The organism is Embleya sp. NPDC056575, from assembly GCF_042793325.1.
Taxonomy (GTDB): domain Bacteria; phylum Actinomycetota; class Actinomycetes; order Streptomycetales; family Streptomycetaceae; genus Embleya.
On sequence record NZ_JBHTVA010000007.1, the window covers coordinates 12,745 to 25,984 of the forward strand.

The 13,240-nt window shown below is 72.4% G+C and carries 9 protein-coding genes and 2 tRNA genes; 6 read left to right on the forward strand and 5 right to left on the reverse strand.

Translation table 11 applies throughout. The features are described 5' to 3' along the window. The 3 genes from ACFRCG_RS07205 to ssuE all read right to left on the reverse strand — a co-directional run. Positions 1-1,483, reverse strand: a 1,483-nt coding sequence (locus ACFRCG_RS07205) for an NtaA/DmoA family FMN-dependent monooxygenase (RefSeq protein WP_380029677.1), incomplete at its 3' end; no start/stop codon positions are given. An 11-nt stretch (positions 1,484-1,494) separates the two neighbouring features. Further along, positions 1,495-2,622 (reverse strand): LLM class flavin-dependent oxidoreductase, encoded by a 1,128-nt coding sequence (locus tag ACFRCG_RS07210; RefSeq protein ID WP_380029679.1) that lies wholly within the window; start codon positions 2,620-2,622, stop codon positions 1,495-1,497. A 70-nt stretch (positions 2,623-2,692) separates the two neighbouring features. Beyond that, positions 2,693-3,226, reverse strand: a complete 534-nt coding sequence (ssuE, locus tag ACFRCG_RS07215) for an NADPH-dependent FMN reductase (protein WP_380029681.1) — start codon at positions 3,224-3,226, stop codon at positions 2,693-2,695. Between the two features lie 761 nt (positions 3,227-3,987). Here ssuE and ACFRCG_RS07220 point away from each other — a divergent pair. The 6 genes from ACFRCG_RS07220 to ACFRCG_RS07245 all read left to right on the forward strand — a co-directional run bounded on the left by ACFRCG_RS07220 (position 3,988) and on the right by ACFRCG_RS07245 (position 10,691). After that, positions 3,988-4,197, forward strand: a complete 210-nt coding sequence (locus ACFRCG_RS07220) for a hypothetical protein (RefSeq protein WP_380029683.1) — start codon at positions 3,988-3,990, stop codon at positions 4,195-4,197. Positions 4,198-4,507: 310 nt separating this feature from the next. After that, positions 4,508-6,478 carry an FAD/NAD(P)-binding protein gene (locus tag ACFRCG_RS07225; protein ID WP_380029685.1) on the forward strand — a complete coding sequence of 657 codons (1,971 nt, stop codon included), beginning with the start codon at positions 4,508-4,510 and terminating at the stop codon, positions 6,476-6,478. After that, positions 6,475-7,374 carry a glutathione S-transferase C-terminal domain-containing protein gene (locus tag ACFRCG_RS07230; protein ID WP_380029687.1) on the forward strand — a complete coding sequence of 300 codons (900 nt, stop codon included), beginning with the start codon at positions 6,475-6,477 and terminating at the stop codon, positions 7,372-7,374. Before ACFRCG_RS07225 ends, ACFRCG_RS07230 begins: the two co-directional genes overlap by 4 nt. Before the next feature lie 345 nt (positions 7,375-7,719). Next, positions 7,720-7,790, forward strand: a tRNA-Cys gene (locus tag ACFRCG_RS07235). A gap of 9 nt (positions 7,791-7,799) precedes the next feature. After that, positions 7,800-7,870, forward strand: a tRNA-Cys gene (locus ACFRCG_RS07240). Positions 7,871-8,249: 379 nt separating this feature from the next. Then, entirely contained in the window at positions 8,250-10,691 is a 2,442-nt protein-coding gene (locus ACFRCG_RS07245; protein ID WP_380029689.1) for an endonuclease/exonuclease/phosphatase family protein, read from the forward strand. A gap of 177 nt (positions 10,692-10,868) precedes the next feature. Here ACFRCG_RS07245 and ACFRCG_RS07250 read toward each other — a convergent pair whose 3' ends face one another. After that, positions 10,869-12,119: a M28 family peptidase gene (locus ACFRCG_RS07250; RefSeq protein ID WP_380029691.1), complete on the reverse strand. Its 1,251-nt coding sequence runs from the start codon at positions 12,117-12,119 to the stop codon at positions 10,869-10,871. Positions 12,120-12,262: 143 nt separating this feature from the next. Next, the gene (locus ACFRCG_RS07255) at positions 12,263-13,207 is read right to left on the reverse strand and encodes a DMT family transporter (RefSeq protein WP_380029693.1); all 945 of its coding nucleotides are present in this window, start codon (positions 13,205-13,207) and stop codon (positions 12,263-12,265) included. Positions 13,208-13,240: the final 33 nt, after the last annotated feature.

Consider the following 13,240-nt stretch of genomic DNA (forward strand, 5'->3'; position numbering starts at 1 on the left):
GCCCGGGGGGCGCGGGGCGCCCCGCCCGCCCTCCCCGCGGGGCGGGCGCGGGGGGGGGGGGGGGGGGCCCGGGGTTGGGGGCGGGGCCCCCCCCCGCCACGTCGTCGTGGCGGTGGGTGCCGGTCGCCGGGCCGGGGGCGGGCAGGTTCAGGTGTTCGCGCAGGGTGGTGCCCTCGTATTCGGCGCGGAAGACGCCGCGCTCTTGGAGAATGGGCACCACCTGGTCGACGAAGTCGTCGAGGCCGGTCGGGGTCAGGTGCGGTACGAGGATGAAACCGTCACTCGCGCCGTCGCGCACGTGTACCTCCATCCGGTCCGCGATGTGTTCGGCGGTGCCGATGAACGTCTGGTGCGCGGCCACCTCGATCACCACCTCGCGCAGGCTCAAGCCGCCCTTGGCCGCCGCGAGTTCGCGCCAGGCGCGGGCGGTCTCCAGCGGGTCGGTGCCGGAGCGGACCCGGCCGCGGCTGATCGAGGCGGCGTCGGCGACGGGGTCGAAGTCCGGGAGCGGGCCGTCGGGGTCCAGGTCGGACAGGTCGCGGCCCCACACCTGTTCGGCGCTGTGGATCGCGTTGCGCGGGCTGACCTGTTGCCGGCGGATCCAGGCGGCCTTTTCCCGCGCCTCCTCGGGGGTGGCGCCGACGACGGCGGTCACCGCGGGCAGGATCCTGATCTCGTCGGGGCCGCGCCCGTGTCGGGCGGCGCGGCCCTTCATGTCGGCGTAGAAGGCGCGTCCCGCGTCGTAGTGGCCGTGCCGGGAGAAGATCACGTCGGCGTACGCGGCGCCGAACTCGCGGCCGTCCTCGGAGTCGCCGGCCTGGATCAGCACCGGCCTGCCCTGCGGGCCGCGTGGCACGGTGAATCGGCCCTCGATGGCGAAGTGCCGTCCGTGGTGCGCGAATCGGCCCGCGTCGGGGGTGGCGAACGTGCCCGTGTCGCGGTCGGCGAGGTGTGCGTCGGGGGCCCAGCTGTCCCACAGGGTGCGGGTGGCCTCGACGAACTCGGCGGCGCGTTCGTAGCGTTCCTCGCGGGGCAGGAAGCCGCCGCGGCGGAAGTTCTCCCCCGTCCAGGCGTCGGGCGAGGTGACCACGTTCCAGGCGGCGCGGCCGGCACTGAGGTGGTCGAGCGAGGCGATCCTGCGGGCCAGCTCGTACGGCTCGTTGTAGGTGGCGGTGGCGGTGGCGGCCAGGCCGATCCGGTCGGTGACCGCGGCCAGGCCCGCCAGTACGGTGAGCGCGTCGGGGCGTCCGGCGACGTCGAGTTCGAGGATGCGGCCCTGGTGTTCGCGCAGCCGCTGGCCTTCGGCGAGGAAGAAGAAGTCGAACCGGCCGCGTTCGGCGGTGCGGGCGAGGTGTTCGAACGAGTCGAAGTCGATCTGGCTGCCCGAGTGCGGGTCGCTCCAGACGGTGGTGCTGTTCACGCCCGGGAAGTGCGCGGCGAGGTGGATGCGCGTGCGGCGGCGGGAGTGCTGGGAGTGGGGCATGCGTACCCTCCTCAGGTGTGGGCGTAGCGGTTGGCCGGGCGCGGCAGGTCCAGGTGGCCGCGCAGGGTGTCGGCGGTGTAGGCGGTGCGGGCGAGGCCGTGCGCACGCAGGATCGGGACCAGGTCCTCGACGATGCGGTCCAGGTCGTACGGCAACACGCCGGGGACGAGGGTGAAGCCGTCGACGGCGTTGCCCGTGTACCAGGCGGCGATGCGGTCGGCGAGGACGGCGGCGGTGCCGACGAAGGCGAGTCCGTCGGGCACGGGGACGTCGGAGCGCGCGTCCAGCAGCGCGCGTTGCCGGCGCGCCTGGGGTTCGCTTTCGGCCAGGTGCACGGTGATGTCGGCGAGTACGCGCAGTTCGGCGGGGTCGCGGTCGTTGCCCTCGGCGATCGCGTGGGCGCGTTCGCGCAGCCGTCTGGCCTCGTCCGGGCCGGAGACGTCGACGAACAGCACGTCGGCGAACCGGGCCGCGATCTCCAGCGTGTCCGGGCCGTCGACGGTGATCCCGATCACCGGCCGGCCCTGGGGCGGGCGGGGGGTGATGGAAGGGCCGCGGACGTCGAAGTAGGTGCCCTCGAAGTCGACGTAGTGCAACTTCTCCCGGTCCAGGAAACGGCTGGTGGCCACGTCGCGGATGATCGCGTCGTCTTCCCAGCTGTCCCACAGCCGGCCGACGACGTCGGTGAACTCGCCTTGTTCGTCGACGAGTTCGCCGTCGGAGGCGACGGTTTTGCGGCCGAAGTGGCGGGCCTCGGCGGCGGTGCGTGAGGCCTTGGGCCACCAGCCGGACCGGCCCCGGCTGACGTGGTCGAGGGTGGCGATCGCGGTGGAGACGTGGAACGGCTCGGTGTGGGTGGTGGTGGCGGCCGGGATCAGGCCGATCGACGCGGTCGTCGGCGCCACGCGGGCGGCCACCGAGACCGCGTCGAGCCGGCCGGGAAGGCGCCCGGACGGTGGGCCGAGCGAGTCGTCGAGGCGGATGAAGTCGAGCAGGCCGCGTTCGGCGGTGCGGGCGAGCGCGACCCAATAGTTCGGGTCGAACAGGTCGGCCGGGCGCGCGTGCGGCGAGCGCCACGCGGCGGGATGACGGCCCGCGCCGTCGAGGGCGACGCCGAGGTGGGGGTGGCCGGTGGTCATGCGAACTCCCTGGGGTGAGGGGCGGATCGGACCGGGCCGGTCGGCGGGGCGGGGCGCCGAGCGGCGCGGATCAGGCGACGGCGGCGGGGCGGCGCAGCCGGGCCGAGAACGCGTCGGCGAGTTCCTCCAGCGGCGCCACGCCCTCGGCTTCGATCCCGCCGGCGGCGGTGACGAAACGCTCGTGGACGAACCAGCCCTGCGCGACGTGGTCGGCGCCGAGCGAGGTCAGCACCGGGCGCAGCGCGTAGTCGAGGGCCAGGACGTGTGCGGGGGTGCCGCCGGTGAGGACCGGAAGGATCTCCTTGCCGCGCAGGGCGAATTGGGGGAGCACGTCGAGGAACGTCTTGAGGACGCCGCTGTAGGCGGCCTTGTAGACGGGGCTGGCGATGACGAGGGCGTCGGCGGCGGCTACCTGGGCGAAGGCCGCGCGCAGGTCGGGGTCGGCGAAGTCGGCGTACAGGAGGGCCTGGGCGGGCAGGTCGCGCACGGCGAGGGTGGACACGTCGTGCCCGTCGGCGGCCAGCCGGGCGGCGACGTGGCGGGCGACGGCGCCGGTGCGGGAGGTCGCGGAGGGGCTGCCCCATACGGTCAGGACGGTTGCCATGGGATTACCTCGGTTCGGGTGGTTCTGGGGCGGGGGTGGGGTGCGGATGGGGCGCTTGGTCGTGGGGCGCGGGGCCGGGGGCACCGGCGCGCGGCGCCGGGGCGGGGCGGGTGCCGGGGGCGGGGCGGGTGCCGGGGGCGGAGCGAGGGGTGCGCGGCGGGCGGGCGGGCCGTGGGTGGCCGTCCGTACCCGGGTGGCGACTCGTGTGCCGTGATCCGTCCGACATCGGGGTGTCCGCCGCCGAACGGCCGCCTGAGTGGGCCGTGGCGGGTCTACCCGTGTGCCTCGACGGCGGGTCGGGTGTGGCGACGGTGGTGTGCGACGAGTCGATCGGGTGCGCCGATCCGGGACGATCGGGCGCCGGCCGCGCGGCCTCGGCCGCGTGCGCGCATCCCTGCTGCGGTCAGCGACAACAGGCGGCGCTGGTGACGCGCCCGAGGTCGATGTGGAGGCGGGCGGACAGCAGCCAACCGGCGGCGGACCTGACCGCCCCGTCGCTGCGTCGCGCGTGGTGCGCCACCGGGATCCCCTCGCTGGGCCGTGGCGGAATGCCACGGCGAGATGGTCCGGAACCTAACCCGCCGGGCGGTGCTCGGTCAATTGTCCGAAGCCGGCCGGGGTGGTCGGCATCGGGCGTTCGTCACCGCGGGCCGGACGCCCGCCGCGCTGCGGACCCACCCGATCCGAAGGGGAACCAAGCGGTTCGTGGTCTCCTGGAGCGTGGCCGCGCCGGGGGTCGCCGTACGCGAAGGGTTCGCTCCGTGGACAGGGACGGGTCGGGGCACACGTTCGGGTGCGCCGCGAAGTTGGCGACGCTGACCGTGTTCCGTGTCTACGACTACGTGTTCCAGGCGCTCGAACTTCTGGCGTTCCCAAGGCATTTGGTGATCGTCGAGGGCGCGGCGCGCAGCCGTTCGAGGCCGTTCGACGTTGACAACTCGTCGGGCGGCTCCGTAGCGTCGACGTCGTGAGCCCCGACCTCTTCCTCGTGTCGTGCCGCCCCATCGACCTGTGTCGTGTGGCCGGCGGGCTGTGTCGTCCGCGCGGCTGACCTCGCCGCCGCGCTCCTCGGTATGACCGTGCGCCGCCGTTCGCGGTGCCGCCCCGAGGACTCCTGAGCTCCCGCCCGGGTTGCGCACCCGGTGCTGTGGCGCAAGGCCCCTCTCACCCGATTCCCGCCGGATTCCCACCCGATCGAACCGCTGCCGCGTGGCGTCGCCTTCGTGCGGACGCCGGCGCGCCGGTTCGTGTACTCCTGCTGTGCCCCACGAGGGGAGAGCCATGCCCGACCATCCGTCCGGACGCCTCCGCCCCGTCGCCGTCTGCATCGTCGGCGCCGGTCCGGGCGGCGCGTCCGTGCTCGAACGCCTGTTGGCCAACGTGCCCGAACTCCTCGGCGACCGCCCGCTGCACATACACGTCGTCGACCCCTACCCCCCGGGTGCGGGTCGGGTGTGGCGGCGGGCCCAGTCGCCGCTGCTGTGGGCGAATTCGTTGGCCGCCGACATCACCCTGTTCACCGACGAGGCATCCACGATCGAGGGGCCGATCCGGCCGGGACCCTCGCTGGCCGAGTGGGCCGCGGACCGCGCCCAGGAGTTGGGCGAGGATCGCGGTTCCGACGAACTGGCGCCGTTTGCCGCTGAGTTGGCCGACTGCACGTCGACATCGTTTCCGTCCCGGCCGTTGCTGAGCGCCTACCTGGCCTGGTTCTTTCGGGCATCGGTGGCGGGGGCGCCGGCGAACGTACGGGTGGTGGTGCACCAGACGGTGGTGGTGGACGTCACCGACGGACCGCGTCGCCAGCGGGTGCACCTGGCCGGGCGCAGGCCACCGCTCCAGGTGGACGCGGTGATCATGGCCCAGGGTCATCTGGACGTCGAACCCTCGCCGGGCGAACGTGAGCACATCAGGTTCGCCCGCCGGCACGGGCTGGCCTACATCCCGACGGGCTACACCGCCGACCTCGACCTGGACGCGCTGCGCCCCGGCGAGCCGGTGCTGGTGCGCGGGATCGGGTTGGCGTTCGTCGATCTGATGGTGCGGCTCAGCCACGGACGCGGCGGTACGTTCGAGCGCGACGCGGAGGGTGTGTTGCACTACCGGCCGTCGGGGCGTGAGCCGCTGTTGCTGGCGGCGTCGCGGCGCGGGGTGCCGTACCGGTCCAAGACCGGCTATGCCTGGTCGGGCGAACGGCCGCCGCTCCCCCGGCACTTCACCGTGGCGGCGGCGCGGGAGGCGACGGACCTGTGGCCGTTGATCCTCCGGGAGTTGGCCGGCGCGCACTACCACCGGCTGTTCACCGCGCACCGCGAGCGCACCACGATGGACTGGGCCGAGTTCGACGCGGAGTTCGAGGCGGCCGAGGATCCCGACGAGGTGGTCGCCCGGGCGGTGCCGGATCCGGCCGACCGGTTCGACCCCGAGCGGGTGGATCGGCCGGTACAGGGACGTCGGTTCGCCGACGAAGGCGCGTTGCAGGACTGGATGTTCGCGCACATCGAGGGCGATCTGGCCCGACGGCACGATCCCGGGTACAGCCAGGATCTGGCGGTGATACACGCGTTGTTGAGCGTGTACGGGGTACTGCTGCGACTCCAGGACGGGGGCGAGGGCGGTGCGCGGCCGTTGGCGCAACTTCCCAGACTGCTCGGCTTCTTCAGCTATCTGGCCAGTGGTCCGCCGGGGCCGCGGCTGGAGGAGATGTTGGCGCTGGCCCGGGCCGGCGTGGTGCGTTTCCTGGGCGAGGATGTGACGATCACCGCCGACGCGGAGGCGGGCGGGTGGTGGGCGTCGAGTCCGACCGTGCCGACGGCGCGGATACGGACCCGGGCGCTGGTGGAGGCCCGGCTGCCCGAGCCCTCGCTCGCCCGCACCCGGGACGCGCTGCTGCGCCGGTTGGCCGCGCGCGGCGACGCGGCGGCGGATCCGAGCGGGCGACTGGCGACTCGGGCCGGCGACCGCAGGTTGGTCGACGCGCGGGGCGCGGTACATCCGGACCGGTTCGCGGTCGGGCACGGCGTGGCGGGCGGTGCCGGGAGCGCGGGGTTTTCCCGGCCGCGCTTCGACGCACCGTCGTTTCGGGTCAACGACGCCTTGGCCCGGAACGTACTGGATCATGTACGGGCCGTCGATCCGACGGCGGAGCGGGCGGTCGACGGTGCCGCCGACCGGGCGGGGGCCCGGATCGGGAGGCGGACCGGTGCGTCGAGCGGCGATCGGTTGGAACTGGTGACAGGAGCAAGTCAGTGACCACACAACTCGGTTATGCGAGTCCCGTCGACGTCGACCGCTACGGACCGTACGGCGTGACGAACCCGGAGTATCCGTTCGCCGGTGCGATCGGTGACGCCGAATTCCCGGCGGAGGCCGGGCGATATCACGTGTACCTGGCGCATGGTTGCCCATGGGCGCACATCGTCGCGATCGTCCGACATGCGCGCGGTCTCACCGGGATCGTCGGCGCGTCGTACGTGGACGAGGAACGCGACGCCCGGGGCTGGGCGTTCCGGGAGCGGTTCGGCCCGGATCCGGTGAACGGGTTCACCCTGCTGCGGGAGGCGTACGAGGCGACGGTGCCCGGGTACGCGGGGCACATCTCGGTCCCGACGTTGTGGGATGGCGGGACGCGGCGGATCGTGTCCAATGCCTACGACTCGATCCCGAACGATCTCGCCGTCGCCTTTCCGGAGTTGGTCGGCGAGCAGGCCGCGGACCTGTATCCGGAGGATCTGCGCGAGGCGATCGACATCACCGACACCGACTTCGCCACCGCCGCGCGCAAAGGCGGCCTGTGGACGTCGGAGGAGGGCGAGACGATCCATACCATGGAGCGCTCGGACGCGCATCTGGCCGACAAGCGCTACCTGTTCGGGGATCGGCTGACCATTTCGGATGTCCGGTTCTGGGTGAAGCTGGTGCGCTTCACCGAGACCTATCGGGCGGCGATCGCCGAGGACGGACGCACGCTGGTGGACTACCCCCACCTGTGGGGATACGCGCGTGACCTGTACAGCCGGCCGGAATTTCGGGAGACCACGGATCTCGCGGTGCTGGCGGAGAGCCGGCGGCGGCGATTCCCCGAGTCGCCGGCGTCGCCGACCGCCGCGCAGTGGGCGTCGGCGCAGGATCGGGCCGCGTTGGGTTGAGTCGGGCGGGGCGTCGAATGGTGCGTCGAACTCGCGGAGTTCGTGGAGTTCGTCGAGTTCGCGAAGTTCGTGGGATTCACGGAGTTCGTGGAGTTCGCCGAGCCGGCTTCGGTCGGGTCGGCGCCGGTCCTGTGGGAGCCGCGCACGTCGGGACGCGTGCGTGACGGGGATCCCGAGGTGCGGGACCGGTTCGAGGATGCGTCGCCGGACGGAGGGGGCCGGCGGCGCAGCCCCGGAGGGTCCGGGCGATCCGGTGTGCGGGGCCGGCGGATCGCCCGTCCGGGGGCAACGGTGCCAGGTGACAACGGAGTTGGGGAGCAACAAAGGCTGAGAGAACAAAGGCCCGGTGGAGTGGCCGAGAGGTTAGGCAGCGGCCTGCAAAGCCGTTCACGCGGGTTCGAGTCCCGTCTCCACCTCGTAGTCCCGATGGAGTGGCCGAGAGGCAAGGCAGCGGTTTGCAAAACCGTGTACGCGGGTTCGAATCCCGCCTCCATCTCCGAAGCGGCGCACGGGCGTCGCGCGGATGTCGATGTGTGCCGGCTGCTGCTACGCGCTGCGCGTGCTGCGCTGTGTGGTGCGTGGCGTGGTGCTTGGCGCGTGGTCGTGCGTGGTGCGTCGTTGTGCTTGGTGCGTGGTCGTGCGTGGTGCGTCGTTGCGCGAAGGCCGACGGGCCCGGAGGGGTCGGGCGGAAAAGATTCGGACGCCGGGTGAACCTTGGCCCCCTTCGGGCCGCCCAAACGATGGACGCCGTTCACCCGGAGTCCGGAGAATGTCCCGAACCTGTCCCTTTCCCACTTCGGAGGCTCTGGGTGACATTCCGTCAGCAATCGTCTCGACGACGATCCGCGTCGGGGTCGCGGCGCCGGATCGGTGTCGTGGCCACGACCGTGGCCGGCGCCCTCGCCGGCACCGCGCTCGTCGTCGCGCCCGCTCCGGCCGTCGCGGCGCCGGCCGTGGACGTATTGCTCGCCGAGGTCTACGGCGGCGGCGGCAATACCGGCGCGACCCTGACCAACGACTTCGTCGAGTTGGCCAACAAGGGTTCGGCCGCGGTCGCGGTCGACGGTTGGAGCGTGCAGTACCTCCCGGCCGCGCCCAAGCCGACCTCGGCCTGGCAGGTCACCGCGCTGACCGGCTCGGTGGCCCCGGGCGGCCGGTACCTGATCGGGGAGGCCAAGGGCGCCGGCGGCACCGTCGCGCTGCCCGCCCCGGACGCGGCGGGCTCGATCAACATGTCCGGGACCGCCGGCACCGTCGCCCTGGTCCGCGGCACCACCGCACTCACCTGCCTGACCGCCGCGGACTGTCTCGCGGACGGGCGGGTCGTGGACGTGGTCGGCTACGGCGACGCGGTGGTCCGCGAGGGCGCCCCCGCGGCCGCCGCCACGAACTCGACGTCGGTGGCCCGCACTTCGGCGCTCGCGGACACCGACGACAACGGCGCCGACTTCGCGGCGGGCGCGCCGACGCCGCTCAACGCGCACGGGCAGGGTCCGACCGACCCGGGCGGCGGCGAGCCGGAGCCGACCAGTGCGCGGATCCACGACATCCAGGGCACCACGCGGGTGTCGCCGAAGAAGGGCGCGCGGGTGACGAGCGTGCCCGGCGTGGTCACCGGTGTTCGCGGTTTCGGTTCCGCGCGCGGCTTTTGGTTCCAGGACACCCTGGCGGACGACGATCCGCGCACGTCCGAGGGGCTGTTCGTGTTCACCGGTTCGGTGACGCCGAAGGTCGCGGTCGGCGACGCGGTGAAGGTGACCGGTCGGGTCGACGAGTTCTACCCGGGCGGCGCGGACATCGGCGGCCAGTCGTTGACCCAACTCGCCGACGCCACCTGGGTGATCGACGCGTCGGGTCAGGCGCTGCCCGCCCCCGTGCTGCTGGACGCGGCCTCCGTACCGGATGCGTACGTGCCCGTCGGGGCGCCGTCGATCGAGGCACTGCCGCTCGAGCCGACGAAGTACGCGCTGGACCTGTACGAATCGCTCGAAGGCCAATTGACGCGCGTAGCCGACTCGCGTGTGGTCGGCCCGAGCAACACGCACGGCGAGTTGTGGGTCACCGTCGAGCCGACACAGAACCCGACCGCGCAGGGCGGCACGCTGTACGCCGGTTACGACGCGCAGAACAGCGGTCGGATCAAGGTCTCCTCGCTGATCCCGTTCTCCCAGGAGCCGTTCCCGCAGGCGAACGTCGGCGACACGCTCACCGGTGAGACCACGGGCCCGTTCACCTACGACCAGTTCGGCGGGTACACGCTGGCCGCGACGACCCTGGGCAAGGTGACCAAGGGAACGTTGACGCCGGAGACCACGCGGGATCAGAAGAACTCCGAACTCGCGGTCGCCACCTACAACGTGGAGAACCTCTCCCCCAAGGACCCGCAGGCCAAGTTCGACCGCCTCGCGAAGGGCATCGTCACCAACCTCTCGACGCCCGACGTGGTGGCCCTGGAGGAGATCCAGGACAACAGCGGACCCACCAACGACGGTGTGGTGGCCGCGAATCAGACCCTGGACCAGTTGGTCGCGGCGATCAAGGCCGCGGGCGGGCCCGCCTATTCGTGGCGTTCGATCGAGCCGGTCGACGGCAAGGACGGCGGCCAGCCGGGCGGGAACATCCGCACCGCGTTCCTGTTCGACGCTACGCGCGTGGAGTTCGTGGACCGTCCCGGCGGCGGCTCGACCAGCGCGGTGGGTGTGCGCAAGGACTGGCTCGGACGTACCCAACTGACCCAGTCTCCGGGCCGGGTGGCGCCGACGGACGCGGCGTGGGACAACAGCCGCAAGCCGCTCGCGGGCGAGTTCCGCTTCCGCGGCAAGACCGTGTTCGTGATCGCGAACCACTTCGCCTCCAAGGGCGGCGACCAGGCGCTGGACAGCCGATTCCAGCCGCCGACGCGCGGTTCCGAGGTGCAGCGGGTGGCGCAGGCGAAGGTGCTGCGCGGTTTCGTGGACGAACTGTTCCGCTCCGATCCGCGGGCGAACCTGGTGCTCCTGGGCGACCTGAACGACTTCGCGTTCTCCCCGACGCTGAAGACGCTCACGGACGGCGGGGCGCTGCGCACGATGGTCGACACGCTGCCGGCGAACGAGCGGTGGGGGTATGTGTTCAACGGCAACAGCCAGATGCTCGACCACATTTTGACCAGCCCTCGGCTCAGCCGGTTCGAGTACGACATCGTGCACGTGAACGCGGCGTTCGCGGACCAGGCGAGCGATCACGATCCGCAGGTGCTGCGCGTGCATCCGAGTACGGGCAACGACTTCCTGGACCGGCTGGAGCGGCTGTGGGAGGAGTTGTTCGAGCGTTCGTAGCCGGAAGTTCGGGGTGATGGTGCGTCGACTCGCGCCCGGTGTCGGTGGTTTCGGCATCGGGCGCGAGGCGTGTGCGGGCGCAAGGCGTGTGCGGGTGTGGGTCGGGTGTGGGCGTGGCTCGGGCTACTCGGGTTGCTCGGGTTGCTCGGGTTGCTCGGGTTGCTCGGGCTAGTCGGGCTACTCGGGTTGCTCCGGCGCCAGCGCCCGGGCGGCGGCTTCGGCCAGGGCGCAGGCGTCGGCAACGCAGTCGTAGTCGAGGTGTTCGGGCAGGTCGGTGTGCAAGTGGTAGTGCGGGATCAGCTTCTGGTCGTCGATGGAAACCAGCGTCGCTGTGGGGTAACCGTGCCGGTTGGGCACCACGCCGTCGGTGGAGCTGCGCGAGCGCAGGCCGGTCAGGACCTTGATGTCGTTGCGGGTGGCACACTCGGAGAGCAGGTTGTTGAACGGGACGTCGTAGGGCTCCATGCGCAACGGGCCCTCGGCTTCGAGGAGTACGAGGTTTCCGGAGCCGACGGTGTCGATGTTCAGGAACCAGGTGCGTTCGCGGTCCAGGTCGGGGAAGTGTCGGCGTGCGAAGCCGCGGATGCCCTCCTGCAGGGCCTCCTCGGCGCCGGCGGAGACGAGCAACACCCTGACGCCGTCGATGGGTTCGTCGCGCAGTGTGCGGGCGAGGGCGACCAGTACGGCCACCCCGGACAGGTTGTCGTTGGCGCCGGGGACCGCGCGGCTGCGGCCGATCTGGGTGAACGCGGCGGTGGACAGGGCGGCGAGGCCGATGCCAGCGCGACGCAGGCTCTTGGCGCCGGTGGCCGTGCCGAGCGCGATCAGGGCCGGGCCGGCGACGACCGGCCACCACAGCGGCGGATTCTCGCTCACCCGGTCGAGCAGGTGCGGGTAACGGGTGGCGAACCAGCGTGCGGCTCGTTCGTCGAACACCGCGCCGGTGGGCGCCGCGTCGTGGTGCGCGGTCACCACGAGGGTGCGTGGCGCGTCCGGGTCGCCGACGGAGGCGACCACGTTGTGGGCGCTGCGCCGGCGACCGCCGAGGGCTCTGCGGGCGTATTGGCGGCGGTAGGAGATGTCGTCGGCGATGCCCAGTGCGGCGGCGGCCGCGACCGCCGTCGCGGCGAGGCGGGAGCGGCCGGCGAGCAGGCCGGCGGCGGTGGCCAGGGCGGTGAGGGTGCCGATCGGGCGCGCGTAGGACGTGTACGCCGGCTCCTCCTCGACCGCGGCGTCGGTCGCGCCCAGTGTGCGCAGCAGGTCGGCTATCCGGTGTGCGGCCTCCCGCTCACCGGCCGAGGTGGGCAGCCGTTCGATCTCGGCCAACGGCTCGATCACGGCGCGCAGTTCGGCTTCGGTGGGCCGGCGTGAGCGGTGCCTTCGGCCGGTGCCGCCTCGGTGCGGATCGATTCCCCCATGGCTCGTCATCCCGCCACGATGCCACGCGGGGGCGGGCGGTGTCCGAGGGGAACGGGCGTTTGTTACCGATGGGTTGTGCCGGGGCGAGTGCTTCCGGGGACGGGGGCGAGTCCTTCCGGGGACGGAGGCGGGCGCCTTCCACCGACCGGGGGTCAGCCGCTCTGCGTCGAGGCGTCCATCGCCCCGGGCAGGTCGTCGGTCGCGGCACTCGCCTCGGTCGCCTCGATCTCTCCGGCAACGGGCGCGGCGTTCTTGCGGGTGGCCAGTACCGCTCCGCCCAGGATCAGGACGAACGACGCGCCGATCGCGAGGGTGAACGTCTCGTCCAGGATCAGCACGCCGGCCGCCACCGCGACCGCCGGGTTGACGTACGTGATGACCGTGGCGCGGGCCGCGCCGACCTCGCGGACCAGCTCGAAGAAGATCACCATCGCGATCGCCGTGCACACCAGGGCCAGGACGCCGATCGCGCCGAGCGCCTTGCCGCCCGGCACGTGCGCGGGCCACTGCACGGCGGCGAGCGGTGTGTACACCAGCGCGGTGAAGCCGAGGCAGACCACGGTCATCGGCAGACTCGGCACGTCCTTGAGCCGACGCTCGGCCACCAGCGCCGCGCCCGCGTAGCACAGGGCCGTGGCCAATACCTCGACCGCCGCCCAGGGGTCGCCGCCGCCCAGCGTCGGCCCGGCCAGTACCGCGACCCCGCCGAACCCGATCGCGAGCCCGGCCCACCGCACCGGCCCCATCCGCTCGGTGCCGCCGGTCAGGTAGACCAGTACCGCCCCGAAGATCGGCACGGACGCGATCAACAGCCCGGTGGTCGAGCTGGACAGCCGCCGCTCGGCGTCCGAGAGCATCCACCACGGCCCGACGAACTCGGTCACCGCGAAGACGAGCAGCGGCCACTTGTACGGGGTCAGCCCGCGCATCCCCCCGCCGCGCAGCGCGAACGGCAGCAGCAGCAGGGCGCCGAGCCCGGTACGCGCGAACACCAGCACGCCCGGCGACACCTCGTCCACCGCGACCTTGATCAGCAGGTACGGGATCCCCCAGATCACGCACATGCACGCGAACAACAACGCCCCACGACGACTCACGGCCGTGTCCCCTCAATCTCTGGATCGAAGAGG

Excerpts from the sequence above, each read along its gene's own strand:
- ACFRCG_RS07210 (WP_380029679.1), bottom strand. The coding sequence starts at position 2,622 with ATGACCACCGGCCACCCCCACCTCGGCGTCGCCCTCGACGGCGCGGGC.
- ACFRCG_RS07225 (WP_380029685.1), top strand. The coding sequence starts at position 4,508 with ATGCCCGACCATCCGTCCGGACGCCTCCGCCCCGTCGCCGTCTGCATC.
- ACFRCG_RS07250 (WP_380029691.1), bottom strand. The coding sequence starts at position 12,119 with ATGACGAGCCATGGGGGAATCGATCCGCACCGAGGCGGCACCGGCCGA.
- ssuE (WP_380029681.1), bottom strand. The coding sequence starts at position 3,226 with ATGGCAACCGTCCTGACCGTATGGGGCAGCCCCTCCGCGACCTCCCGC.